The sequence below is a fragment of the Vogesella amnigena genome (assembly GCF_042648905.1).
Classification (GTDB): Bacteria; Pseudomonadota; Gammaproteobacteria; order Burkholderiales; family Chromobacteriaceae; genus Vogesella; species Vogesella amnigena.
Genome location: NZ_JBHRYH010000018.1, coordinates 123,064 through 145,451, shown reverse-complemented (window position 1 = coordinate 145,451; position 22,388 = coordinate 123,064). Strand labels below are relative to the sequence as shown.

Below are 22,388 nucleotides of genomic sequence, written 5' to 3'. Positions count from 1 at the left end.
TAGCCACTACGGATCGGTTTTTGCAACGGAAGATGGAAGGGTACGAAGTACTGAAGGCTGAGGTTGAAGCCCTCAAATTCAAAGTAAAAACCATGATCCGGAAGGAAGGCAAAGGCATGAGTAACAAACTAGAATCTGTTTTGGTGACCGGAGCTGATGGCTTTATAGGCTCGCACCTTACTGAGCTTCTTATAAAGCAGGGCTACAAAGTAAAGGCGTTGTCACAATACAACTCCTTTAACTATTGGGGTTGGCTGGAGGATGTCGAGTGCATAGATGAGGTAGAGGTTCTTAATGGCGATGTGCGTGATCCTCATTACTGCAAGCATATTACGAAAGATGTTGATATCATTTTCCACTTGGCAGCATTGATCGCTATTCCCTATTCCTATGTAGCCCCCGACAGCTATGTAGACACCAACGTTAAAGGTACTCTCAATATCTGCCAAGCAGCGCTTGAGAATGGTGTGAAGCGCGTAATTCACACTTCAACCAGCGAGGTCTACGGCACCGCACAATATGTGCCTATAGACGAAAAGCACCCTTTGCAGCCGCAGTCGCCATACAGTGCTTCAAAAATAGGTGCGGATGCTATGGCAATGAGCTTCTTCAATGCATTCGAGTTGCCGCTAACTATCGCACGCCCATTCAACACGTATGGCCCTCGTCAATCTGCTCGAGCTGTCATCCCAACCATCATCAGCCAGATTGCCAGCGGCAAGACACAAATCAAACTTGGAGATGTGAGTCCGACTCGTGACTTTAACTATGTGACAGATACATGCCGTGGCTTTCTTGAATTAGCGCGCTGCGACAAAGCAATCGGCGAGACGGTGAATATTGGGTCTAATTTTGAAATTTCGATTGGAGATACGTTAAGTCTGATTCGTGAGCTGATGAACAGCGATGTAGAGTTCCTTGTTGATAAGCAACGGCTGCGCCCAGAAAAGTCTGAGGTGTTTCGCTTATGGTGTGACAACACAAAGATTCGGGATCTAACAGGGTTTGTGCCATCCTACGACATTCGGGCGGGCCTCAAGGAAACTGTGGCATGGTTTACGCGAGCAGAAAACCTCGCCAAATACAAGGCTAGCATATATAACGTCTGAGGTAGGAATGTTGGACTCTCTCATCCGTTTCGTCCGTAATCAGTATCGGACCAATGAATTCATCCCTCTTCATGCGCCTGTATTCAACGGTCGAGAGCGGGAATTGGTTCTGGATACGATTAATTCGACCTTCGTTTCCAGTGTCGGCACTTACGTCGACCGGTTCGAAAGAGATATGGCTGCGTTTACATGTAGTCAACGTGCAGTTGCTGTGATGAATGGTACTGCCGCACTCCATATTGCATTGAAACTGGCTGATGTCCTGCCGGGCGATTTAGTGGTGACGCAGTCCCTGACCTTCGTGGCCACTTGTAATGCAATCGCCTACTGCAGCGCTGAGCCACTGTTCGTTGATGTGGATCGGTCCACACTCGGCCTTTCCCCTGCAGCATTGGATGCTTGGTTAGCTGAGTATGCGTTGATTGACGATAACGGCGATTGCCGAACTCGCGTCGGGCACCGCCGTATCCGAGCCTGCCTTCCGATGCACACCTTCGGCCATCCTGTAGAGCTTGACTCTCTGATCACCGTTTGTGAACGCTGGCACCTAATCCTGATCGAAGATGCTGCCGAGTCGTTAGGTAGCTACTACAAGGGCCGCCATACCGGTAACTTTGGTAGGATTGGCGTACTCAGCTTTAATGGCAACAAAATTATGACCACTGGCGGTGGGGGGATGTTGCTTACTGATGAGATCACTGGTAAGCGTGCTAAGCACCTGACAACCACTGCCAAAATCCAGCACCCCTATGAGTTCGTGCATGACGAGATTGGCTACAACTATCGTTTGCCCAATCTAAATGCGGCGCTCGGCTGCGCACAGTTGGAACAGCTTCCCGCTTTTCTCGAGTCTAAGCGCATCTTGGCTGCTCGCTACATCGAGTTTTTCAAAGGCAGCGAGTTCCAGCCAATTGTTGAGCCTGAGGGTTGTCGCTCCAACTATTGGTTGAACGGTATCATTTGTCAAGATAGCAAGCAGCGCGACGAACTGCTTCAGACAACCAATAATGCAGGCGTGATGACGCGACCTATCTGGGCGCTGATGACGCGGTTGCCGATTTACACACATGCTCTACGTGGTCCGTTGGATAACGCTGAGTGGCTTGGGGCCCGCGTTGTGAATCTGCCAAGCAGCGTGTTGCCGGAAAGCATCGCTTCTTGAAAACATCAATGCCCCAATCCCCCTCGGAAGCAGTGTTTGAGTGGGCCCAGCCGCAAACCTTGCCTGGCGATGCCCCGATTTACATGAGCGAACGCTATCAGTCTCTTTTCGCGGCACAGGATGCAAGCGAGGCGCGACTGTTGTTGTGCCGAACTGGTAACCAAGTCGCTTGGTTGCCCCTGTTGGTTCGTAAAGTGGGTGACGGCATACATGAGGCTTACTCTGCCTACGGCTATGGCGGACTATTCGGTGGATTGACCCTGACCGATGAGTGCGTGCATGGGCTGAGAGCATTTCTATACGATGCTGGCATTGTTGCCCTGTTTCTTCGGCACTCTCCATTCCTTGTAAATCAGTTGCTCGTGCCCAGTCATTTGACGCGGCTCAATCGCATCACATATGCGGCGACTTTGCAGGGAAAGTCCACATTCACAGACTACCTTGCTGGTATGCCGCAAAAGTTACGATGGTCAGCTAACTATGCCATGCGTGCGGGCCTGACGGTCGCATTTCATCCGCTCACGGAATTTAAACATGACAAAATCCTTGCCTTCTATCGACAGTACACAGCCTTGATGGCGGCAAAGGGCACCTCTGACTACTACCGATTCTCCGAATCATTCTTCCTTGAACACGCTAGACGATTGGGCAACGATTGCGAACTGGCTGAGGTGACCGATAGCGAGGGGCAATTCCTCGCCGGCGCATTCTTCCTTCTGGACAGATCTGGTTGGGTGCATTACCACCTGAGTGCTGCGTCTAAAAAGTCGATGAAGCTCCAAGGTATGGAGTTACTCATGCTCTCCGCGCTTCACCGGTATGGTCAACGTGGTTTTACCTCGTTACACCTAGGTGGTGGACACGCACTTGACGAGAGCGATGGACTCAGTCGCTTCAAATCAAAATTCGCAGATCGCAAGTTGGAGTTCCACTGTTCGGCCGTGGTATGCGATTTAGACGCATATGAGCGGGAACGCAATCGTCTGCCGTTGGCTCACTCTTCTTTTTTCCTGATCTCGGATGCTCGCGGGATACCGCCGACCTCTAAATACGTCAGCTTCGCGAGGCCTGCATGATTGGAGGTGATCATTTTCTAACCGCTCCCGTTCCAATCGATAACAGCCTGGGCGAATTGCTGGAGGGTGATCTGGGATACATTAGCTTTTTCGCTTCCGGTCGGGATGCCCTCGCCACCTTGTTGGCGGCTCTGCCGCAAGCGGCAGTGAACCTGCCTGACCTGATTTGTAAATCCGTCCATGACGCCTGCCGGGCTGCTCGAAAGAAATGCATTATCTACCGTATCGGCGCAGACTTCCTGCACAATGACGCTGCAATTGCGAGGACGGGGCCGTCCATCATCTATGTCATGCATTACTTCGGAGTCCGCAATGACGCTCTGATTCGACAAGCGCGGAATGCAGGATCTACGGTTATTTCAGACGTGACACACTTGCTGTTTGATCGTGTCGGTTTGTTGGAGATCGCCCGCCACTCTGATTTTCTCGTTGCAAGCCTGCGCAAGTCCGGCCCATTTCCGGACGGAGGATTCGTGTCTAGTCTACAGCACCGCCCGCCAACGCCGGAGCGCGGATTACGCGAGGAGTTTCTCGCTTTGCGCGCTGCAGGTCTCTGGTCCCGAGGATTTTCAGCTGCACAGGGTTTTGTCGACGACGAGAATTATCACCTACTCAAGCGTGCAGAAACGGCGCTTGACACTTCGGAGCCTGCCGATTTCGCTTGTAGTTATCTTTCACGTCGATTGGCCCACTCCGTAGTTGTAGATGCTTCCGCAGCAGTAATACGCCGCAACATTGATGTACTAGTAACTGGACTACGCGGGCGTGTAATTCTTGCAGATGCAGCATCGCAGATTTCACCCTACTTTCCTTGCCTCTTCGACAGTGACGGATTGCGCGACCATGTCAGGGGGGCTTTAGCTGCCCGTCGTTTCTTCTGTCCGGTCCACTGGCCCTGCGCTGGTTTGCCGGTCCCTAGCCTCTTGGCGACTCGGAGTCTGAGCATCCCGTGCGACGCTCGCTATGACGAAACCGTAATGCAATCCATCGTGAAGGTCATCAAGTTATGTCTGCCATGCTGAGTATTGAAATACTGACGACAGCACGCTCCGATTTTGGCCAGCTCAAGCGAGTCATTCGACGCGCCTCTGAGCGCTTTCATGGCGACTTGTTGATTGCGGGGTCTCCCGACGTCCCCCGGGTATTGATTAGCACGTGACTTTAGAGTCCAATCCACCATGGCACGGAGATTGGACATGAAGAAGCGTTTCACCGAAAAACAGATCATCGGTTTCCTGCGCGATGCTGACACTGCAACGTGTCTTTAGATACTCGGGTAGGATATTCCGATCATACAGCTGGAAGCGAAGTTCCTCTGGCCGCTGTAGCTATGGGTGTGGAAGAGATCGAGAGACACATCATGCTCAACAAGAGCATGGAAGGTCCTGGCCATCGAGTTTCGTTGGATCCCATCGAGCTTCGGGGTATTTCAGAAACCTCCGGCTCTGGCATGATCTGAGCATGTACTAACTGAGACGCACCGACATGAAGAGCTTGTTCGCGGCCGAAGAACGTGAAAGTAAACGGTCCAAGCTGGGTGACCCGCTGGAGTCGCGCGGTCGTCATGTTGACTTTGCCGCACTGGTGGCCAGCGTCGACCGCGCATTGCCGAGGCAGCGCCGCTACTTTGCCGGCAGGCCACCGTACCCGACCGAGCTGATGATCCACCCGCTCTTCAACCTATCCGATGCCCAGTCCGAATTCCCGGTGCTCGACCGCGCCAGCTTCCAGCGTTTCATCGGCATCCGCGACAGCGGCAAGTTGCCCGACCGCAACACGGTGTGGGCATTCCGTGAGCGCCTGGTGCTGGCAGGTCACGGTGCAAGCTTGTTCGATGAAGTGAACCGCCAGCTGCAAGTCGGAGGCTATCTGGCTCGTTAATTGCATGGACGATAGAGCCTGCAATCCTGATTGGATTGTTTAGTGAAGTATTAGTTTCAACAGACGATCATGCAATAGCAGACGTAGCAAAGCAATATGGGGCACATGTGCCTTGGCTGCGCCCACCGAGCTGGCAACCGACACGGCACAATCGTTGGATGTGGTCTTGTACGCACTGGATTGGTACGGAAAAACACATGGTATGTGGATGGATTGATACCGCTTCAGCCGACTTCGTCATTTCGCAAGTTTGAAACTATCAATGCTACAGTAAGGGAGTTCATATCCAGCAAACTACAGCCTCTGGTGACCGTAAGCCCAGCATCTCACCATCCAGCCTGGTGCCAATATCAAGAGAATAGTTCGGTCGTACCTTTGCTTGGATGGGAGGAACTGAGTCGCCTTGAGCAAGTGATGAAACCAGCCTATGCCCTGAACGGTGTAACCTACATTTCAACACCAGAATCTTTCCGAGTTGGCAAATCCTTCCTAACGAAGGATACTAAACCGCTACCGATAGAAGATCAACTCTAGGCCATTGATATCGATATGCATTTTTATTGGGTGGCGGCCGAATTATTTCTTCAGCATATGTTGGAAAACAAGGGTGGTAAGACTCCATGAGTACTACAGTCTTCGTTGCACTCAACGAATACCAATATTGGGTTTCGAACGCAGTAGCGCGAAAGCAACAGATCCGTAATCCTGTTTTCATTCTAATGGGTGACTGGACACCGATAAAATGCGTAAGTGAATGCCACCGAATGCCTTACACGGATATGAGAAAAGGGAAATTACTGAAGTTGCTTCAGTTATTGATGTGCAAGTATAGCTCGGTCGACGCAGCCACGATCTATATTCCGTCAAATCTCGATCCGTATATTAACAAGCTAGTGCGGAAACTCCGCCCGCAGAACGTTCACGTTTTCGACGAAGGCGGTGGGGCTGTGTATTCCTATATGCCGCTTAAAAAGTGGTACACTCCGCTGGTTCTTTTGGGGTTAACGGACAGGAGATGGGGCGAGGGAAAGAGGGTGGGTAGTATATTCACGCCCAATCCTGAAATATACTCATCCAATTTCACAAAAGAACTGATCGACATTGCTCCGGAAATGCGTATTGTCGCCATGGAGTTATATATGAGTACTTTTGAGCAGGTTCGGCGAGATTCCATCTGTGGGGTGGTCGTCCTTACCCAGCCATACCCAGCAGATTATCTTGGTCCACAAGAAGATGGAAACGCCGCCTTGTTAAAATTTGCGGTGGAGGGTTGGGAGTGCATTTTCGTCAAAGCCCATCCTCGAGAATTGCCCGCCCTGGAAGATCAAGGGAAATTCAAAACCTTACCGGCAGCCCTTCAGTGCATACCAATACAAGCTATTGCGATGGAGTTTCCAATTGATTCAATTGTGTCTAACTGTTCTAGTGCCCTATTGAACACGTCAAAGATATCCGGCAGAAGTGTAAAATCATACTCTCTGATTGGCAGGGTGTCGCACACTAAATTAACCATTCCTTTTATATCTGCAGCCGGCAAGATAAAAGATTTGGTTTTGGTCTGATAGACAATGCGTTTTACACTTATTGCAAATCTGATATCAGCGGCCAGTGCCTTCGGCTTGACGATTATTTTCTCACGTTTTCTACATAACGAGGATTTTGCTACCATTGCGGTTTGGAGTAGCCTGTTCAGTTGGGGGCAGTTTATTGTTTCTTTATCGTCAGCCGGCTTCGTCGTGCGTGCAACGGTTTCTGGTGGTCGCAATGAAGGAATAATTTCGATTGTGACCATCGTGCATTATGTTTCCTTTACGGTGATTCTGAGCTTCTTGACATGGTGCATTGTTGGTTTGCTTGCTAGAGGAAGCTTGGCTAATTACAGTGCTTTGTTTTTATTTAGTTGTATTCTCGCCAGTTTGACCGCCATTCAAAGTGCAATATCCGGATTTTACAGGTTTGTTGAGTTGCACAAGGAAGCAAATATAATTCAACTGTGTTTTTCATTGGGCACGTTGGTCTTGTCCTGTATATTGGCTGCTATTGGTGTGTTGGATGTGGTTGATCGAGTGCGCATTCCTGTTGTGGTGCTGTCTGCTATATTTCTACTGTATAAACCGGGTTTTGGTGTAATATTACGCAGATTAGAGTTAAGGCCGCTAAAAGAAATTTTTGTTTTTGTAAGGTACTCATTGGGCTTTGTTGGTCATTCGGCGGCACATACCATAGTGGGAGGTTTGGATCGTCTTATTCTGAGTGGTCATGTAGGCGCGGCAGAATTAGGAAACTACCATGTTATAAAACAAGGCGCGGAGTCATTAAGGATCATCGGGCAAGCCATTCAATCCCAAATGGCACCGAAGTTCTTAAAGTTACTTCACGAAGGCAAGTTTGAGCAATCAAAAGCGTTGACTGACCGCTTTGTTATGTATATTTCTGCCGGTGTACTTTTTTCCTTTTTTGCATCCATCATATTGATTTTCCTGAGTGGCAGGGGATTGACAGTCAGTATTGTTGGTATGTCTTTTATTCTTGTGGTTTCGAATGCAATCTATAGCATATACGACTTCAGAAGCTTATCGTGGTCACTCGGTCGAGGGTATGGTCTCTCAGTCAGAAGTATGGCGGTTTGCACGATATATGCAATTGCCCTCTATCTGCTGCAATCTCGAATCGATCTAACAAATATGTCAATAACATATCTACTGTTCACTATCAGCTTACTGGTCTCCGCTCGATTAGCACCGGTATCACGAGATAGCAATGACTTCAAAATCAAGTAATCCCCCCAGTTCGGGTGATGTCTCGGCTGCAAAGACGTTCATCATCGCTGCACTTGTGGATTTATTGTTTTACGCGATCTATCGCTTGTGGGTCAATTCCAGCGGGCTCCTTGAGAGTGATGATTTGTTTTATTTTGAACTGGCGGAAGCTTCCATTAGAGGTGGCTATTCGCCTGTACTTCATCTGGCCGACCTGAATCGTGCGATCGTTTTTATCATTCAGATAATTTTTGAACTATTTGAATGGAATGATCCGTCTTTGTTTGTGTGCCCTGGCATTGTTTTGTATTGGTTTTCAACGTACAATCTATTCGGGAGGCGCTTTTCCTACGGTTTTGTTATTCCGGGGTTGTTGATAATATATCCTGACCTACTATACGTTAGGTATCATATGTTCAAGGATATTATTATTGTCTCGTTGGTTGCTTTATTTGTTCATTTCTATGATCAGCGCAGATTTCTTCTTGCAATTACTGTCGCGTTATTGTGTGCGCCATTTAGATTCTATCTGTTTCCATTGATTGCTATTTGTGTGGCGCTACTGAACGTTCGTAGGTTTAGTCTCTGGAGCATGGTTGTTTTTGGGTTTGCAGTGCTTGGATTTTATTTAAAAATAGATGTCGTATCAATTGTGTTGTCTACACTGAGTAAGGAAACCTTCGGTAGTGGGGGGGACTATACCGTAAAACGAGTGGCTGAATCGCTTGGTATTTCCAATCCTTTTTTGTTGATGCCGCTGGTAGCTTTGTCATTTTTTTTTCAGCCATCTCCTGGTTCTGTTATCCAAAGTAATTTTGATCAGATTGTTCCTTATTCATTTCTGTCGACCTACTTTCTGTTGATTCCGATAATTATCTATTTGATAGGGAAAAGAAAAATATTGAGTATTGTAGATTTTGGTTCGGTGAGGTTTGTGTTGATTTTCTCTGTGCTGTATGTGGCGACGTTTGCATTCGATCCCGTTTTGGCTGATATGCGACATCGCGTGATATTAGTCCTGCCAGTAATAATGGTCTATTTTAGAGTTGTGTCGATGAGAGGGCGGGCAAGGTAGTGTCCTAATCCGTTGAGAGTCTGGGTGGGAAATGTGTGGTTAGAAGTGGACTTGCATCTAACGGTGTATTAGATACTGATGTAAATTTTTAAAAGTATATAAGCGCATGATTATCACCTTTTTTGTTTCCAATGTTTATCAGCTCGCAGTTAGTCGTGCGGTAATAAGTTTGTTTCGTCCCCGGAGCGCATCGGTTGTCTATTGTTCGGAATTTATCAACAAAAATAACCCATTTCTTCGGTATATGGGTGGGTTGGAGGTGGTTGATCTTTTGTCGGTGAGTGAGATGGATTACAAGCGCAGAACAGGCATTTTGATGGGAGGGGACGGGGGTGCTTTTAATCCGGAAGTGAAAAGTAGGGTTATGGAAAGTGATTTGGTCTTGTTTGGTGATCCTTATCTTCTTTCTCAACGAAGTTACGTCGCAATTTCTAAATCCAAAGCCATGATCGAGGATTCGCCAACTCTTTTTTCATATTTTCGCTACCGGTCGAATATTCCGGTAGTCAAGCGCTGGTTGGCCGAACAGTTTGGGCTCCATCCACTGTTCGATGCCGAAACGCCATGTTACGGTTTCTCTACATTCAATAATTGTTATGGGAAGCGCTACATAAACACATCGCGAGTGCTTGAGGCTGATGATATCGATAAGATCAAGGGGGAAATTCGGGGGGCGTTCAAAACAGAATTTGATTCTTTAGAGAAAGTTAAAAGTTTAAACCAAGAAGACACGATTTTGCTTTTGACTCAGCCTCTTGCCAGCGACGGCATTGTGACATCTGTGAACCAGCAAATTGAGTTCTACATGACTAACATGAATCAACTGCGTGCAGCTGGTTTTAGGGTTCTCTGTAAGTTGCATCCGAGGGATATTGCAAACGGTGTGAGTTACCCGATTGGGCCAAATGAAGTATTTAATTTTTCAGCACCTATGGAACTTTTTGAAGATGAGATTCGAAACTGTTTTGTTGGAATTGCAGCTTACAGTTCTTACTCTTTTGTTGAGTCCACAAAGTTTGTACGAATTAAGCTGTCGCTATGATTAATTTTGTTATTCCTGCCTTTAGAAAAACATCGGTTCGAGTTTTTCAAGAGTTGCTCAAAGTTCTTGCAACCAATGAGCATTATTCTTTGCTGGTTCTCATAGATAATCCAAGAGATATTGAAGTTGAGGATTTTCCCATTCCTGTGGCGCTAAAGCATCGGATAAGGGTGATTAGGTATAACGGGAACATCGGACTTTCTCCAAATCTACTTAACAGTATATCTTTGGCTGATCGAGAATGGCTGTGGATTTGTGGCGATGATGACGACTACACGGAATTCCCAAGTAAGGTCATTGATCACGAGGTTAGAAAAAGCACAGCTGATATAATTAAATTCTCCTATAAAACACTTTATGGTGAGCGAACAGGTTATAAAAATTTCATTTGCGCAAAAAAAACTCTAAACGAAGTTATGGTGGATCAAAAGTATATGGATTTTGATGTGGGGGAATTGATATTCACATCAAACATGATACTTAAGGTTCGAGTGTTTTCTGACTCTCTTAATGCAGGTTTTAAATGGTGTGATACGCTAATTGCGCACCTGGCTGTTATGCTTCACAGCAATAAAATGAAAGAAGTAACGGTTGAGTTCAGTCCAATTGTTGCCATAGGAAATAACCGTTATAGTGATATAAGTTGGGGAAGACTCGATTTGTATCGTGATCTCATAGAATTGTCGGGGGCTCCAGCTTTTTCAGGGAGTCGACAGCATTCAGCAATAAAGAGGTATTGTAGATATTATATCACGACAACGAAACTCAGTGTTCAGCTTGTTCCGCTGTTAAGTGAGAATAGTACCTATCGAGAGCAAATAAGTGTACTTGCTAAAATCGCTATGCTGTCTGCTCGTTTGGGAAAGTTTCATGTTACCTTCTTTTCTTTATGTTTGACTCTAGTGCCATTACGGCACAGTAAATCAATTGCTGTTTCATTTTTGCAGATATTGAGTAGAGTTGATCCAAGATTTGGCCGGTATGCAAAAGTAATTCGAGGAAAAAATGATGATAAATTTTAATGTCCCATTTCTCACCGGCAAAGAGCAAGCCTGTGTCGAGGATGCCATTAAAAGAAGAACATTATCTGGTGATGGGCATTACACACATTTATGCCATGAATGGTTGAAGACAAACCTGGGTTCTCAGGCTGCATTGCTGACTCATTCCTGCACGGCCGCGCTTGAAATGGCCGCGATGCTGCTCGACTTTCAACCGGGGGATGAGGTGATCATTCCTTCATTCACCTTCGTATCTTCTGCCAATGCCTTTGTTCTTAGAGGGGCAGTACCAGTATTCGTAGACATCCGATCCGATACATTCAATATCGATGAGGCATTGATTGAGGCTGCGATTACGCCTCGTACCCGAGCTATTCTCGTGGTGCATTATGCGGGCGTCCCTTGCGAAATGGATTATATTGTCGATATCGCTCGTCGCCATAATCTGTATGTGATCGAAGACGCAGCTCAAGCCCTACTCTCGAAGTATAAGGGAAGGTACTTGGGTACCATCGGTGATATCGGTTGCTTGAGTTTCCACGCTACCAAAAATGTGATTGCCGGCGAAGGTGGGGCCATTCTTCTGAATAACCGAGATTTAATTTCCCGAGCAGAAATCATTCGCGAAAAGGGCACCAACCGAAAGCAGTTTTTCCGCGGTGAAACTGATAAGTACACTTGGGTTGATATTGGGTCTAGTTATCTTCCTGGCGAGGTAATTGCTGCATTTCTTTATCCCCAGTTGCTGCACGCCGAAGAAATTACTGCACGCCGCCGTCAGGCTTGGGGGCGTTACTATCAGGTCTTGAGCGACTCTGCGCTCGCCCATGAATATCTGTCCTTACCGAGGGCGGCCAATGATACCGCTCACAATGCGCACATTTTTGGGGTCACAGTTTTGGACACAGGGGTTAGGGACTCACTTCTTGCCAATCTGAAGCAAAAGGGAATCGGGGCGACTTTCCATTATGTGCCGTTACACAGCTCAGCTGCTGGTCTTCGCTTTGGCCGTGTCGCGAGTTCGATGGCGGTGACCGATCAGGTCTCGAACTCTTTGGTTCGTCTGCCAATGTGGGTGGGTGTCGATGAACATGTTGATTACATCATCGCAGCCATTGATGAGTTCTTGCGGCAAGTACCGTGATGGGGGCAAAATTTAAACCAAGGAGCCAGCATGATGTTTAATAAAGCTCCAGACTTTACAGTCTTAATGGCCGTGTACGGCGGAGATAGCCCCGGCCTATTTGAAAAGGCTGTACAAAGCGTTTTTTCCAATACGATACAGCCCAAGGACTTCATTCTCGTCGTAGATGGACCCGTGGGTTGCGAATTGGCGCAGCTGATCTTGTCCTTGCAGCGTAAGTTTCCAATGCGTATCGTTTGGCTTTCCATGAATGGTGGTTTGGCGAATGCTTTAAATGTTGGCTTGCACCTTGTTCATACAGAATGGGTGCTGCGCGCCGATGCTGATGACTATAACTTGCCCTATAGATTTGAGAGGCAACTCTCGTTTATGAGGGAGGGGATTGATCTTTTTGGTTCTGCTATCGTGGAGGTCGACAAAGGTGGTCAGCGCTTAGGCTATCGAGTTCCACCTTGCGAGACGGGAGAAATATCCAGATTCGCTAAGTTACGAAATCCATTTAACCACATGACGGTTGGCTTTAGGGTTGATCTAGCTAGGTGTTGTGGTGGGTATCCGAATATTCATCTCAAGGAAGATTACGCCTTATGGGCTTCCATGCTGATGCACGGGGCCCAGGTGGCAAATTCGGCAGAGGTGCTCGTGGAGGCTACCGCTGGTCGAGACATGTACATGCGACGTGGCGGCTGGAGGTATGCTAAGGCTGAAATCGATCTACAGATTCATTTGGTGCGATGTCGGGTCAAGGGGGCATTTTCAGCATGCCTTCATGGAGGGGCCCGGGCAATGATTTTTCTTGCGCCTGGAATCGTTAGGTCGTTTATATATGAAAAAATGCTCCGCCATAAGCGGGACTAGACATAAATACTACTTCTGAGTTGTCAGTGTAAACAGATCATTCAATAAATTACTCTTCTTAAGAGGCGATCATGTATCGAGTTGCAGTTATTGGTGCAGGCCAACTTGGGTCAAGGCATTTGCAAGGGCTTTCGCAAGTGTCGCCTGCTTGTGAAATCTTCGTCGTGGATCCATCGACCACATCTCTGGACGTAGCTCGGAAGCGTTTTGCTGAGGTAGCGACAGTCAGGTCGGAAAACAAGATGATCTCCTACCATACGTCGATGGAGGAACTTCCTACCACGTTAGACTATGTTGTGGTTGCAACTAACGCGGACATTCGGCTCAATGTCATGCGGGCACTGTTAGCAAAGCGGAGGGTCGGCTCCCTACTGTTAGAGAAAGTATTGTTTCAGTATATCGAAGATTATCAAGCCGCTGAAAAAATGCTATTCGAAAAAAATGTCCAAGTATGGGTCAATTGTCCGCGTCGTATTTGGGCTATTTATCGGATGATCCATGATTTCTTTGCTGGAGATACCCTACGGTATTTTCAGGTAAGAGGTGGGGCTTGGGGCCTAGGATGTAACTCTGTTCATTATCTTGATTTACTAGCTTGGCTAACGAAGAGTGCGCCAAGTAATTTTACGGCGGCAGGACTAGATAAAAAAATTATAAATAGTAAACGGTTAGGTTTCTTTGAATTCACTGGAACTCTTCAAGGGGACTGTGGTGATGCTTTATTCGAAATCACATCTTTAGTGAATAGCAATTTGCCTTCTTTGTTGACCATACGATCTGACTTTAAGACATGCATCATCGATGAGGGTAGTAAGCGAGCGTACTTTCTGGAGCATAGCAATGGCAGAAGTTATTCAATCGAGAACTTTGACATTCCACCAATAAGCAGTCTTTCAACAGAAATTGCAGAACAAATTTTGCTGCAGAACAAATCAGGACTGCCATCATATCAAGAGTCGAAAGCTTATCATCTACCTTTTATTGCATCGCTGGGAGAGTTTGCTGCTAAATCTGTAGGTACGCCTCCTAATTTTTGTAAAATTACCTAATTATTTTGTGCGTCATGGAAAAATCGAAAATTGTTTGGCTAGTTGGCGCCGGAGAAATGGCATCCGACTATTTTAGAGTGCTGAAGTCATTCGATGTAAAAATCATTATAATTGGCCGTGGAGATTTGTCCGCTAGTCGCTTTTTCGAAACTCACGGTATAAAACCAAACGTGGGTGGAATAGATACATTTTTAGCAACGCGTCCAGCTTTCCCCGATGCTGTTATCGTGGCAGTGGGAGTGGAAGCCCTTGCCAAAACAACCAAATCTATTATTCAGTATGGAGTTCGCCGGATTTTACTCGAAAAGCCAGGTGCCTTATATTATCAAGACATTTGTGAACTATCAGTCCTCGCAAAAAAAGCTTCCGCTGACGTCTTTATCGCCTACAACCGGCGTATGTATGCGTCAACGCTTCATGCTCAGCGTTTAATTGCTGAAGATGGAGGTGTGATATCAATCAACTTTGAATTCACCGAATGGAGCCATGTGATCAGCCCCTTGCATAAAGCACCTGGGGTAAAGGAGTCTTGGCTGTTGGGTAACTCAACTCATGTTATTGACTTGGCTTTTTATTTAGGGGGGAAGCCTGTCGAAATGCATTCTTTGATCAGCGGTAGTCTGGACTGGCACCCGACTTCAGCTGTTTTCGCCGGCGCTGGTCGAACCGATTCTGGCGTACTTTTCTCGTACAACGCTAATTGGATGTCACCGGGGCGCTGGGGTGTTGAAATCTTGACCGCGAATTACCGCTTGATACTACGCCCTCTAGAGCAATTGCAAATCGTACGTAAGGGATCTGTTGTTGTAGAGAGCGTGGAAATAGACGATCACCTCGACAAGGTTTTCAAGCCGGGCCTCTATGAGCAGACTTTCCGTTTCCTTTCTGAGGCCGTTGATGGATTGTGTACTCTGGATTCTCACATGGAACATTGGTCATATTACGCTAGAATTGCAAATTACGAAATCTAATCATGCCTAGAAATTTGGAAAATGTCTAATTCAAAAACGCGGCGCATATTGATTGTAACAGATTCTCTTGGCTTTCCAAGAAAGGAACCTGAGTTTGTAAATTACGAACATACATATGTTGCGCGGTTAAAAGAGCGCTTCCCTCACTTTGATTTTATCCATCTGGGGCGTGGAGGGGCGACGATTGCCGAGCTCTTCGACATGACTTGGTATTATCAGGAAACTTTGTGCCCGGATATTGTTTTTATACAGTCTGGAATAGTGGACTGTGCCCCACGTGCGCTTACCTTGGGTGAAAATCGGCTTTTATCGTTACTGCCATTGGCTAGAAAGCCGGTATTTTATGTTGTCAGGAAACTTAGCCGGTTTTTGAGGTTTGTGCGGAAGATCACTTATACATCGCCTGAATCTTTTTCTAAGTACGTGCAACGGTTCAATGATGCCTTTGATAATATTTATTGGATTGGCATATTGCCAGCCTCGGATGGATACGAAGCTAAATTGAGTGGGGTGAGTGAAAATATTTTTAAGTTTAATCAGATTTTAAGTTGCCATAAATTCATTTCTACATCAAAAATTGAAGTGGCAGATGTCATGTCTGATTTTCATCATCCAAATATTGCAGGACATGAGAAAATTTTTGATTTGCTCTCTGAAGTAGTGATCAGAGAATTGGGTTCGGCAGGGAAGGGGGGCGCCGAATTGTTTTCGGTGCTTAATTAAAGCGTTGAAATTTGACTGTATTTTGATGCACATTCGGAACTCTTAGTGTTGTTAAGTTCTCATGACAAACATTTTATTCAGTGAAGTTAAAAAAATCCTGCTCGGTGAGCCGGTAGCTAATGTCTCTGCGCGTGCTCTGAGGTATATATTAATTTTTATATTAAATTTTTTTCCGCAGTCTGTAGTTAATGCTATATCAAATCGGATTTGGCAGGATAAATCGGCCCAAACCTGGCTAGCATCCAAGATCAGCTCGATGTCTCCGAACGATGTTCCCATACGGCATGGTTTTATTCGAGAGTTTATGGAGACGGCTGATTATAGGAGAGGTGCTCACGTTATTGAATTCGGGGCGGGGACCCCTGATATAGCTCGATTGGTAAGAGACTGTGACCAGAAAGCCCGTATATCGGGGGTCAATCTAACACCTTGTAAATTGTATGCGTCCTATGGAGATCATATAATTGGATCCGTTGGTGATACTCTGCGACTGATTACAGAATGTGATGTGAGCTTGTTTATTTCTTTGGGGGCACTCATGTATGTAACTGGTCACGAACTTAACGAGGTGTTTCTGTGTTTAAAAAAGGAGGGGGCATCTATTTTGTTACTGGAGCCGCACGTCACAACACGTTTTGGATTACGCCCCAATCCGTTCTGCTTTAATCATAACTATATCTCGCTCTTGCGTGGCGCAGGTTTTTCCATTCGGAGGTCGGAAATTGTGGACAGTGACGCAAGGACCAAGCTAATTTGCTTAGTTGCAACCCCAGCAACCCCTTGAGGTAACTTCCAGGAGCTGGGCGGCCCTGGCACTTGTAGACAATTTTGCCATATGATTTGGTATGGTGTGTTACCCATGCGCTCAAAGCGTTTTGCCCTGAATGCAAAGAAGAAGCCGTCAAGCAGCTCACTGAACGCGGCTACTCTGTCGCCGAGGTTTCCGCTCGGCTACGTGTTTCCAGCCATAGCCTGTTCAAATGGCCGAAAGCAGTCAGCCCGGATAACTCGTAGCATCAGGCTGCTGAGCTGATCGAGGCCAAGAGCTAAGCCCTTCGCCTGAAGGAGTAACTGTATCGCACACAGAAGAAGAGCGAGATATATCTAAGTAAAGCCGTGCGGTACTTTGCCTGGGAGTTCGAGTAAGGTTCCGTTTCATGAATGAGCATCGACTACTTGGCTGCTGACAAGCATGTGCCGTTTGTTGCAAGTTGCCCTTGCCGGCTTCTATCAATGGCCCATTACAGGGGGATGTCAGACTCAGCTCAATAGTTGCAGCAGATATTGGCCATAAGCGGTTTTTTGGAGTGGGGTGGCCAGCTTTTCTACCTGCGCCTCATTAATCCAGCCACTAAGAAAGGCAATTTCTTCTGGGCAGGCGACTTTCAGTCCTTGACGACTTTCGATGGTGGAGATGAACTGGCTGGCTTCAAGCATGGATTCGTGGGTGCCAGTATCTAGCCAGGCGTAACCACGTCCCATGGTCTGCACGTCTAGTCTTCCTTGTTGCAGGTAGACGTTGTTAACGTCTGTGATTTCCAGCTCGCCCCGGTGCGAGGGCTCTATTGTTTTTGCGATGTCGACTACCTGTTTGTCGTAGAAGTATAGGCCGGTGACGGCGTAGCTGCTCTTGGGTTGCTCGGGTTTTTCTTCGATGGATAGGGCTTTGCCATTGGAGTCGAATTCGACAACTCCATAGCGTTCCGGATCGTTCACGTGGTATGCGAAAACACTGGCTCCAACTTGTTTGGCGCTGGCGTTGCGCAGTAGTGAGGCAAAACTGTGGCCGTAAAAGATGTTGTCGCCGAGTACTAGTGCGGAGGGCGCACCATCAAGGAAGGTTTCGCCGATCAGGAAGGCTTGAGCTATGCCATCCGGGCTGGGTTGTATTGCGTAGCTTAGAGATAAGCCCCACTTGTTGCCATCGCCCAGCAGTTGCTCGAAGCGAGGTGTGTCCTGGGGAGTGGAGATGATCAGGATGTCGCGGATGCCGGCGAGCATCAAGGTGCTCAGCGGATAGTAGATCATCGGCTTGTCGTAGATCGGCAGCAGTTGTTTGCTGACGGCGAGTGTGGCCGGGTAGAGGCGGGTCCCGGAGCCACCGGCAAGGATGATGCCTTTGCGTGGTTTATTCATGTTGGAGTTTGACGAGATGAGGGTATTGTCCGGATGATGCTCACGAAATCCAATGTTTAGCAGGTGTTTTATCCTATCGCCCAGAATCATGCATCACTTTTTTATTTCCATAATTTTTATTTCATCAAGCAGCAATGCAGTTCTTCTACTGAGCGAGACATCTTCTTCCCGTTTGCGTTGCTAAATGGTCTTGGCACGCGCGGCATTTGGGAAGGCGCTGTTCGAGTTGGCTCTGGGGGGGCAGCCCATTGCATGCCGTAGCCAATCCACGTAACCCAGCTCCATCCCTTTCGCTACTGCCCAGCCAGATAAACAGATAGTGTGGGACGAGCGGTTCGCGGGCACGCAAAATCTTGCTACGGGGCAATTTTCGATGTTGATCAGCGACATATTGCAAATGTAGCCCTGCTGTTCAAAATTAAGTAATACTTTGGCCTCGTGGCTGGGTTTGGTGTGCATCAGATGCCCAGAGAGTCGTGTGAAGGAGTATGGCGCTGATTTACATGCAACTGGGCAGTGAGTCGGCCGCCGCTATATGTTGCGCGTGCCAGCATGGCTTGCAAGTTCAGCCATATTGCTTCTCCACCCACTCCCGGTACGCGCCGCTGCTGATGTTTTCCACCCAGTCTTGATTGGCGAGGTACCACTCAACTGTCTTACGTATGCCGGTCTCGAAGGTTTCGGCCGGCGTCCAACTTAGTTCCTGCTCCAGTTTTCGTGCGTCGATTGCGTAGCGGCGGTCGTGGCCCGGGCGGTCGGTAACAAAGCTGATTTGCTGCGCGTAAGGGGCGCCGTCCGCACGTGGAGCGAGTTGGTCGAGGATCGCGCATATTGTGCGCACCACCTCTATGTTCGGCTTCTCGTTCCTGCCGCCGATGTTGTAGGTCTCGCCTGGGCGACCATTCGCCAATACGTGTCGGATTGCGCTGCAGTGGTCTTTCACGTACAACCAGTCGCGCACCTGCATGCCGTCGCCATAGATGGGTAGTTCTTTGCCGGCAAGCGCATTGAGGATGACCAGCGGGATCAACTTTTCCGGGAAGTGGTAAGGCCCGTAGTTGTTGCTGCAGTTGGTGGTCAGCACCGGCAGGCCATAGGTGTGATGCCATGCGCGCACCATGTGGTCGGACGCAGCTTTACTGGCCGAATAAGGGCTGTTCGGCTTATAGCGGTGGCTCTCACTGAACGGTGCCTCATCCGGCGCGAGCGAGCCGTAAACCTCATCAGTCGACACGTGCAAGAAGCGGAACGCGGCCTTTTCTTCGGAGGGAAGTTTGTTCCAGTAGCCGCGCACGCTTTCGAGCAGGTTGAAGGTGCCGACCACGTTGGTGTGGATGAAGTCGCCCGGGCCGTGGATGCTGCGGTCGACATGACTTTCGGCTGCAAAGTTGATCAAAGCGCGAGGACGGTATTCGAAGAGCAGGCGCGAGACTAACGCACGATCACCAATGTCGCCGCGCACAAAGATATGACGAGCGTCGTCCTCCAGTGATGCGAGAGTCTGCAGATTGCCGGCGTAAGTGAGCTTGTCGAGGTTGATGATGGCTTCGCCGCCTTGTGCGAGCCAGTCGAGGATGAAGTTGGCACCGATAAAGCCTGCGCCGCCGGTGACGAGAATCATGTCATGCTTCCTGAATCGGGTTAATCGTGTGGGCCCTAGTTGTCGGCGCATAGGGTGAAGCGGGTAAGCCGCCAGTCGCAAGGGCGCCTTGTCTTCCGTACCACTCGCAGCTTTAGGGCGCCGCCGGCCGATGTGGTCTCATCTATGAGCTTGGGGGGCACTTTACTGGTGGCAGCGGGCGTGGGTACCCGTAGAACTACGTACTGGTGTCTGTTTTTTGGGTTTAGACGTAACCATCCGGGTTGGAGTGCTGCCAGCGCCAGCTGTCCGCACACATCTCGTCTATCCCTTTTTCGGCTTGCCAGCCCAATTGCTCTCGCGCGGCAGTAGGGTCGGCCCAGCATGCGGCAACGTCGCCGGAGCGGCGTGGCACGATGTGATAGGGCAGGGTCTTGCCGCAGGCCGCTTCGAATGCTTTCAATACTTCGAGTACGGAGTAGCCGCGACCGGTACCGAGATTCGTGGTAATCAGTCCTCCAGTGTGTCTGAGTGCGTCGAGGGCGGCCAAGTGCCCGCGTGCAAGATCATCGACGTGGATGTAGTCGCGTACGCCGGTGCCGTCTACGGTTGGGTAGTCATTTCCGAAGATATTCAGTGCATCGCGCTTGCCTACGGCAACCTGGCTGATGAAGGGCATAAGGTTGTTAGGCGGGCCTTTCGGGTCTTCGCCGATCAGTCCGGACGGATGTGCACCTACCGGATTGAAGTAGCGCAGGATGGCGATATTCCAGTCAGGCTCTGCATGAGCAAGATCTCGCAACATATCCTCGATCATCTGCTTGCTGCGGCCGTACGGGTTGGTCGCAGACAGCGGAAAGTCCTCGCGGATTGGCACGCAGGCTGGGGCGCCGTACACGGTGGCACTGGATGAAAACACCAAGTCTTTCACGCCATGATGCTGCATTGCCTGTAGCAGTGTCAGCGTGCCAGTGACGTTGTTATGGTAGTAGGCGAGCGGTTGTGCCACCGATTCGCCGACTGCCTTCAGGCCGGCGAAGTGGATCACTGCCTTGATCGGATAGTGCAGCACCAAGTCGAGTTTATCCCGGTCGAGGATGTCACCGTCGACTAGCAATGGTATGCGACCGGTGATTTTTCCGACGCGGCACAGTGCCTCGGGTTTGCTGTTACTGAAATTGTCGAGTACAACCACTTCGTACCCGGCCTCAAGCAATTGCACACATGTGTGGCTGCCTATATAACCAGCACCTCCAGTGACCAGGATCATGTCTGGTTCCTCAATCTTTCAGTTTGTCGCGTAGTTCGGCGAGCACGTCGTGGCCGAGTATCCACAGGCTGCCTAGTAGCAGACCGACAATTGCGGCAAGCGCGATAATCAGCGAGCGCTTTGGCTTGTCGCGGTGCGATGGCAAAGATGGTTCGGAAATAAGCTGAAAGCCGGCGAGGTTGCCTATCCCCACCTTTGGTAGTTTTTGTATTTCTTTGAGTGCGTCATTGATCTCGTAATAGCGCTCTGGATAGTCCAGTGGGGCATGTTCGAGGGTAGTCAGTCTTGCCTGCAATAGTTTGCTGCCAAGCAGATAATGTGTCTGCGCCGCCTCAAGGCCTGCATAGCTATTGCCATTGAAGTTTATCAAGCCTGCACGTTTTGCGGTGTCAAGTGCCAATCGCGTTTGAGCTAGCTCTTTGGTACGTATGGCCTTGGCTTGGCTGACAAGCTCTTCCTGTTCTTGGCGCAGCGAGGCTTGCAATAGATTTCGCTGGCTACGTAATTCTTGTGCTTTTTGTGTGGCTAGTTGCCGATTAATCAGCTTGAATGCCTGATTGAGTTGTTGTTGAGCCGCCGCTGGGGTCTGGGCGCTACTTTGCACCTGGAAAAGTTGCTGCTTGCGACCATCCGGGCGCAGGAGCATTACACCCGGTGTGGTGTCGAGCAGTAGTTTTGTTACTTCGAATAGTTGTCCTGCTTGTTCTGCCTCTGCAGATGTCGGTGTCGGTGTCGGTGTCGGTGTGCTTTGTACACTGACCGACACTCTGCCGTCAGGTTTGGAAAACAATGGAGCAGCGTCCAGTTGACGTTTTGCAAGATAGTATTCTCCCATTTGTTCGATAGAGGGGGGCGCAATCGTTGCCATGGACGTCCAGACCTGCGGAGAGTTGAACGCGTACACGCAGGCAAGCATCACTGTACTGCCAGTGATGCTTGCTATTGTCCAACGCCCACGCCATAGTTTGGCGATCAGTTCGGTGAGACCGATCTCTTCGTCTTCTTGGGGCTTGACGGCGTGTAGGTTCATTAGCATTTGATCAATTTGTATGTCGAGTCCCTGGATTATACCAAGCAGATGGATCCCTGTGCGCGGACGTCAAAAGTGTGTAGCTGCCCCCTTGAAAACCCTTTCTCCCGCCCCTACCATTAGCACTCACAAGCAGTGAGTGCTAATGCCGTATGGTGCGTTACGCCCACACTGCAACGTAAATCTACGTTCCTGTGTACTACCGCTAGTAAAGCTAGGAGAAAAGAATGGCAATCCGTCCTCTGCACGACCGTGTTGTTATCAAGCGCCTTGAAGCTGAAGAGAAGACTGCTTCCGGCATCGTTCTGCCGGGCGCAGCTGCCGAGAAGCCGGACATGGGCGAAGTTGTTGCCGTGGGCCACGGCAAGATTCTGGAAAACGGCGAACGCCGTGCCCTGGAGCTGAAGGTTGGCGACAAGGTTATCTTCGGCAAGTACTCCGGCCAGACCGTGAAGGTTGACGGCGAAGAGCTGCTGGTTATGCGCGAAGAAGATGTGATGGGCATCGTCGAGTAATCCGACCC

The 22,388-nt window shown here is 48.8% G+C and carries 23 protein-coding genes; 19 read left to right on the top strand and 4 right to left on the bottom strand.

The features are described 5' to 3' along the window. Window positions 1-32: 32 nt before the first annotated feature. The 18 genes from ACFOKJ_RS09225 (at window position 33) to ACFOKJ_RS09140 (ending at window position 16,864) form a co-directional block, all read left to right on the top strand. Window positions 33-1,109: an NAD-dependent 4,6-dehydratase LegB gene (locus ACFOKJ_RS09225; RefSeq protein ID WP_390278882.1), complete on the top strand. Its 1,077-nt coding sequence runs from the start codon at window positions 33-35 to the stop codon at window positions 1,107-1,109. A 7-nt stretch (window positions 1,110-1,116) separates the two neighbouring features. Beyond that, the gene (locus ACFOKJ_RS09220) at window positions 1,117-2,271 is read left to right on the top strand and encodes a LegC family aminotransferase (protein WP_390278880.1); all 1,155 of its coding nucleotides are present in this window, start codon (window positions 1,117-1,119) and stop codon (window positions 2,269-2,271) included. A gap of 8 nt (window positions 2,272-2,279) precedes the next feature. Then, window positions 2,280-3,347: a GNAT family N-acetyltransferase gene (locus tag ACFOKJ_RS09215; protein WP_390278878.1), complete on the top strand. Its 1,068-nt coding sequence runs from the start codon at window positions 2,280-2,282 to the stop codon at window positions 3,345-3,347. Continuing rightward, window positions 3,344-4,369 carry a hypothetical protein gene (locus ACFOKJ_RS09210; protein WP_390278876.1) on the top strand — a complete coding sequence of 342 codons (1,026 nt, stop codon included), beginning with the start codon at window positions 3,344-3,346 and terminating at the stop codon, window positions 4,367-4,369. The genes ACFOKJ_RS09215 and ACFOKJ_RS09210 overlap by 4 nt, the downstream gene beginning before the upstream one ends. A gap of 236 nt (window positions 4,370-4,605) precedes the next feature. Then, entirely contained in the window at window positions 4,606-4,806 is a 201-nt protein-coding gene (locus tag ACFOKJ_RS09205; RefSeq protein ID WP_390278875.1) for an N-acetylneuraminate synthase family protein, read from the top strand. Window positions 4,807-4,832: 26 nt separating this feature from the next. Continuing rightward, window positions 4,833-5,228: a transposase gene (locus tag ACFOKJ_RS09200; protein WP_390278873.1), complete on the top strand. Its 396-nt coding sequence runs from the start codon at window positions 4,833-4,835 to the stop codon at window positions 5,226-5,228. A 35-nt stretch (window positions 5,229-5,263) separates the two neighbouring features. Further along, window positions 5,264-5,482, top strand: coding sequence for a hypothetical protein (locus ACFOKJ_RS09195; RefSeq protein ID WP_390278872.1), 219 nt, complete (start codon window positions 5,264-5,266; stop codon window positions 5,480-5,482). Between the two features lie 366 nt (window positions 5,483-5,848). Further along, entirely contained in the window at window positions 5,849-6,790 is a 942-nt protein-coding gene (locus tag ACFOKJ_RS09190; protein WP_390278870.1) for a polysialyltransferase family glycosyltransferase, read from the top strand. A gap of 6 nt (window positions 6,791-6,796) precedes the next feature. After that, window positions 6,797-8,008 (top strand): lipopolysaccharide biosynthesis protein, encoded by a 1,212-nt coding sequence (locus tag ACFOKJ_RS09185; protein WP_390278868.1) that lies wholly within the window; start codon window positions 6,797-6,799, stop codon window positions 8,006-8,008. Next, complete coding sequence (locus tag ACFOKJ_RS09180) at window positions 7,989-9,062, top strand: hypothetical protein (protein ID WP_390278866.1); 1,074 nt, start codon at window positions 7,989-7,991, stop codon at window positions 9,060-9,062. The genes ACFOKJ_RS09185 and ACFOKJ_RS09180 overlap by 20 nt, the downstream gene beginning before the upstream one ends. A gap of 106 nt (window positions 9,063-9,168) precedes the next feature. Continuing rightward, window positions 9,169-10,104: a polysialyltransferase family glycosyltransferase gene (locus ACFOKJ_RS09175; RefSeq protein ID WP_390278864.1), complete on the top strand. Its 936-nt coding sequence runs from the start codon at window positions 9,169-9,171 to the stop codon at window positions 10,102-10,104. Beyond that, window positions 10,101-11,126, top strand: a complete 1,026-nt coding sequence (locus tag ACFOKJ_RS09170) for a hypothetical protein (RefSeq protein WP_390278862.1) — start codon at window positions 10,101-10,103, stop codon at window positions 11,124-11,126. Before ACFOKJ_RS09175 ends, ACFOKJ_RS09170 begins: the two co-directional genes overlap by 4 nt. Then, on the top strand, window positions 11,110-12,249 hold the full coding sequence (rffA, locus tag ACFOKJ_RS09165) for a dTDP-4-amino-4,6-dideoxygalactose transaminase (protein ID WP_390278860.1): 1,140 nt from the start codon (window positions 11,110-11,112) through the stop codon (window positions 12,247-12,249). The genes ACFOKJ_RS09170 and rffA overlap by 17 nt, the downstream gene beginning before the upstream one ends. A 30-nt stretch (window positions 12,250-12,279) precedes the next feature. Then, the gene (locus tag ACFOKJ_RS09160; protein ID WP_390278858.1) at window positions 12,280-13,107 is read left to right on the top strand and encodes a glycosyltransferase; all 828 of its coding nucleotides are present in this window, start codon (window positions 12,280-12,282) and stop codon (window positions 13,105-13,107) included. A 71-nt stretch (window positions 13,108-13,178) separates the two neighbouring features. Next, entirely contained in the window at window positions 13,179-14,156 is a 978-nt protein-coding gene (locus ACFOKJ_RS09155) for a Gfo/Idh/MocA family oxidoreductase (RefSeq protein WP_390278856.1), read from the top strand. 14 nt (window positions 14,157-14,170) lie between these two features. Continuing rightward, window positions 14,171-15,127 (top strand): Gfo/Idh/MocA family oxidoreductase, encoded by a 957-nt coding sequence (locus ACFOKJ_RS09150; RefSeq protein WP_390278854.1) that lies wholly within the window; start codon window positions 14,171-14,173, stop codon window positions 15,125-15,127. A gap of 21 nt (window positions 15,128-15,148) precedes the next feature. After that, on the top strand, window positions 15,149-15,850 hold the full coding sequence (locus ACFOKJ_RS09145) for a hypothetical protein (RefSeq protein WP_390278852.1): 702 nt from the start codon (window positions 15,149-15,151) through the stop codon (window positions 15,848-15,850). An 828-nt stretch (window positions 15,851-16,678) separates the two neighbouring features. After that, on the top strand, window positions 16,679-16,864 hold the full coding sequence (locus ACFOKJ_RS09140) for a transposase (protein ID WP_390278850.1): 186 nt from the start codon (window positions 16,679-16,681) through the stop codon (window positions 16,862-16,864). Between the two features lie 246 nt (window positions 16,865-17,110). Here the strand turns inward: ACFOKJ_RS09140 and rfbA are convergent, their stop codons facing one another. The 4 genes from rfbA to ACFOKJ_RS09120 form a co-directional block, all read right to left on the bottom strand. Further along, entirely contained in the window at window positions 17,111-17,986 is an 876-nt protein-coding gene (gene rfbA / locus ACFOKJ_RS09135) for a glucose-1-phosphate thymidylyltransferase RfbA (protein WP_390278984.1), read from the bottom strand. Between the two features lie 565 nt (window positions 17,987-18,551). Then, window positions 18,552-19,607 carry a dTDP-glucose 4,6-dehydratase gene (gene rfbB / locus ACFOKJ_RS09130; RefSeq protein WP_390278847.1) on the bottom strand — a complete coding sequence of 352 codons (1,056 nt, stop codon included), beginning with the start codon at window positions 19,605-19,607 and terminating at the stop codon, window positions 18,552-18,554. Window positions 19,608-19,830: 223 nt separating this feature from the next. Next, window positions 19,831-20,835, bottom strand: coding sequence for a UDP-glucose 4-epimerase GalE (gene galE / locus ACFOKJ_RS09125; RefSeq protein WP_390278845.1), 1,005 nt, complete (start codon window positions 20,833-20,835; stop codon window positions 19,831-19,833). 10 nt (window positions 20,836-20,845) lie between these two features. After that, window positions 20,846-21,865, bottom strand: coding sequence for a Wzz/FepE/Etk N-terminal domain-containing protein (locus tag ACFOKJ_RS09120; RefSeq protein WP_390278843.1), 1,020 nt, complete (start codon window positions 21,863-21,865; stop codon window positions 20,846-20,848). Between the two features lie 227 nt (window positions 21,866-22,092). Between ACFOKJ_RS09120 and groES the strand changes: the two genes are divergently transcribed. Further along, window positions 22,093-22,380 (top strand): co-chaperone GroES, encoded by a 288-nt coding sequence (gene groES, locus ACFOKJ_RS09115; RefSeq protein WP_390278841.1) that lies wholly within the window; start codon window positions 22,093-22,095, stop codon window positions 22,378-22,380. The last annotated feature ends 8 nt before the right edge of the window (window positions 22,381-22,388 follow it).

What these genes read in the sequence shown, in the direction of transcription:
- ACFOKJ_RS09225 (WP_390278882.1), top strand. Translation starts at nt 33, where the DNA reads ATGGAAGGGTACGAAGTACTGAAGGCTGAGGTTGAAGCCCTCAAATTC.
- ACFOKJ_RS09220 (WP_390278880.1), top strand. Translation starts at nt 1,117, where the DNA reads ATGTTGGACTCTCTCATCCGTTTCGTCCGTAATCAGTATCGGACCAAT.
- ACFOKJ_RS09215 (WP_390278878.1), top strand. Translation starts at nt 2,280, where the DNA reads ATGCCCCAATCCCCCTCGGAAGCAGTGTTTGAGTGGGCCCAGCCGCAA.
- ACFOKJ_RS09210 (WP_390278876.1), top strand. Translation starts at nt 3,344, where the DNA reads ATGATTGGAGGTGATCATTTTCTAACCGCTCCCGTTCCAATCGATAAC.
- ACFOKJ_RS09200 (WP_390278873.1), top strand. Translation starts at nt 4,833, where the DNA reads ATGAAGAGCTTGTTCGCGGCCGAAGAACGTGAAAGTAAACGGTCCAAG.
- ACFOKJ_RS09190 (WP_390278870.1), top strand. Translation starts at nt 5,849, where the DNA reads ATGAGTACTACAGTCTTCGTTGCACTCAACGAATACCAATATTGGGTT.
- ACFOKJ_RS09185 (WP_390278868.1), top strand. Translation starts at nt 6,797, where the DNA reads ATGCGTTTTACACTTATTGCAAATCTGATATCAGCGGCCAGTGCCTTC.
- ACFOKJ_RS09180 (WP_390278866.1), top strand. Translation starts at nt 7,989, where the DNA reads ATGACTTCAAAATCAAGTAATCCCCCCAGTTCGGGTGATGTCTCGGCT.
- ACFOKJ_RS09175 (WP_390278864.1), top strand. Translation starts at nt 9,169, where the DNA reads ATGATTATCACCTTTTTTGTTTCCAATGTTTATCAGCTCGCAGTTAGT.
- ACFOKJ_RS09170 (WP_390278862.1), top strand. Translation starts at nt 10,101, where the DNA reads ATGATTAATTTTGTTATTCCTGCCTTTAGAAAAACATCGGTTCGAGTT.
- rffA (WP_390278860.1), top strand. Translation starts at nt 11,110, where the DNA reads ATGATGATAAATTTTAATGTCCCATTTCTCACCGGCAAAGAGCAAGCC.
- ACFOKJ_RS09160 (WP_390278858.1), top strand. Translation starts at nt 12,280, where the DNA reads ATGATGTTTAATAAAGCTCCAGACTTTACAGTCTTAATGGCCGTGTAC.
- ACFOKJ_RS09155 (WP_390278856.1), top strand. Translation starts at nt 13,179, where the DNA reads ATGTATCGAGTTGCAGTTATTGGTGCAGGCCAACTTGGGTCAAGGCAT.
- ACFOKJ_RS09150 (WP_390278854.1), top strand. Translation starts at nt 14,171, where the DNA reads ATGGAAAAATCGAAAATTGTTTGGCTAGTTGGCGCCGGAGAAATGGCA.
- ACFOKJ_RS09145 (WP_390278852.1), top strand. Translation starts at nt 15,149, where the DNA reads ATGTCTAATTCAAAAACGCGGCGCATATTGATTGTAACAGATTCTCTT.
- rfbA (WP_390278984.1), bottom strand. Translation starts at nt 17,986, where the DNA reads ATGAATAAACCACGCAAAGGCATCATCCTTGCCGGTGGCTCCGGGACC.
- rfbB (WP_390278847.1), bottom strand. Translation starts at nt 19,607, where the DNA reads ATGATTCTCGTCACCGGCGGCGCAGGCTTTATCGGTGCCAACTTCATC.
- galE (WP_390278845.1), bottom strand. Translation starts at nt 20,835, where the DNA reads ATGATCCTGGTCACTGGAGGTGCTGGTTATATAGGCAGCCACACATGT.
- ACFOKJ_RS09120 (WP_390278843.1), bottom strand. Translation starts at nt 21,865, where the DNA reads ATGAACCTACACGCCGTCAAGCCCCAAGAAGACGAAGAGATCGGTCTC.
- groES (WP_390278841.1), top strand. Translation starts at nt 22,093, where the DNA reads ATGGCAATCCGTCCTCTGCACGACCGTGTTGTTATCAAGCGCCTTGAA.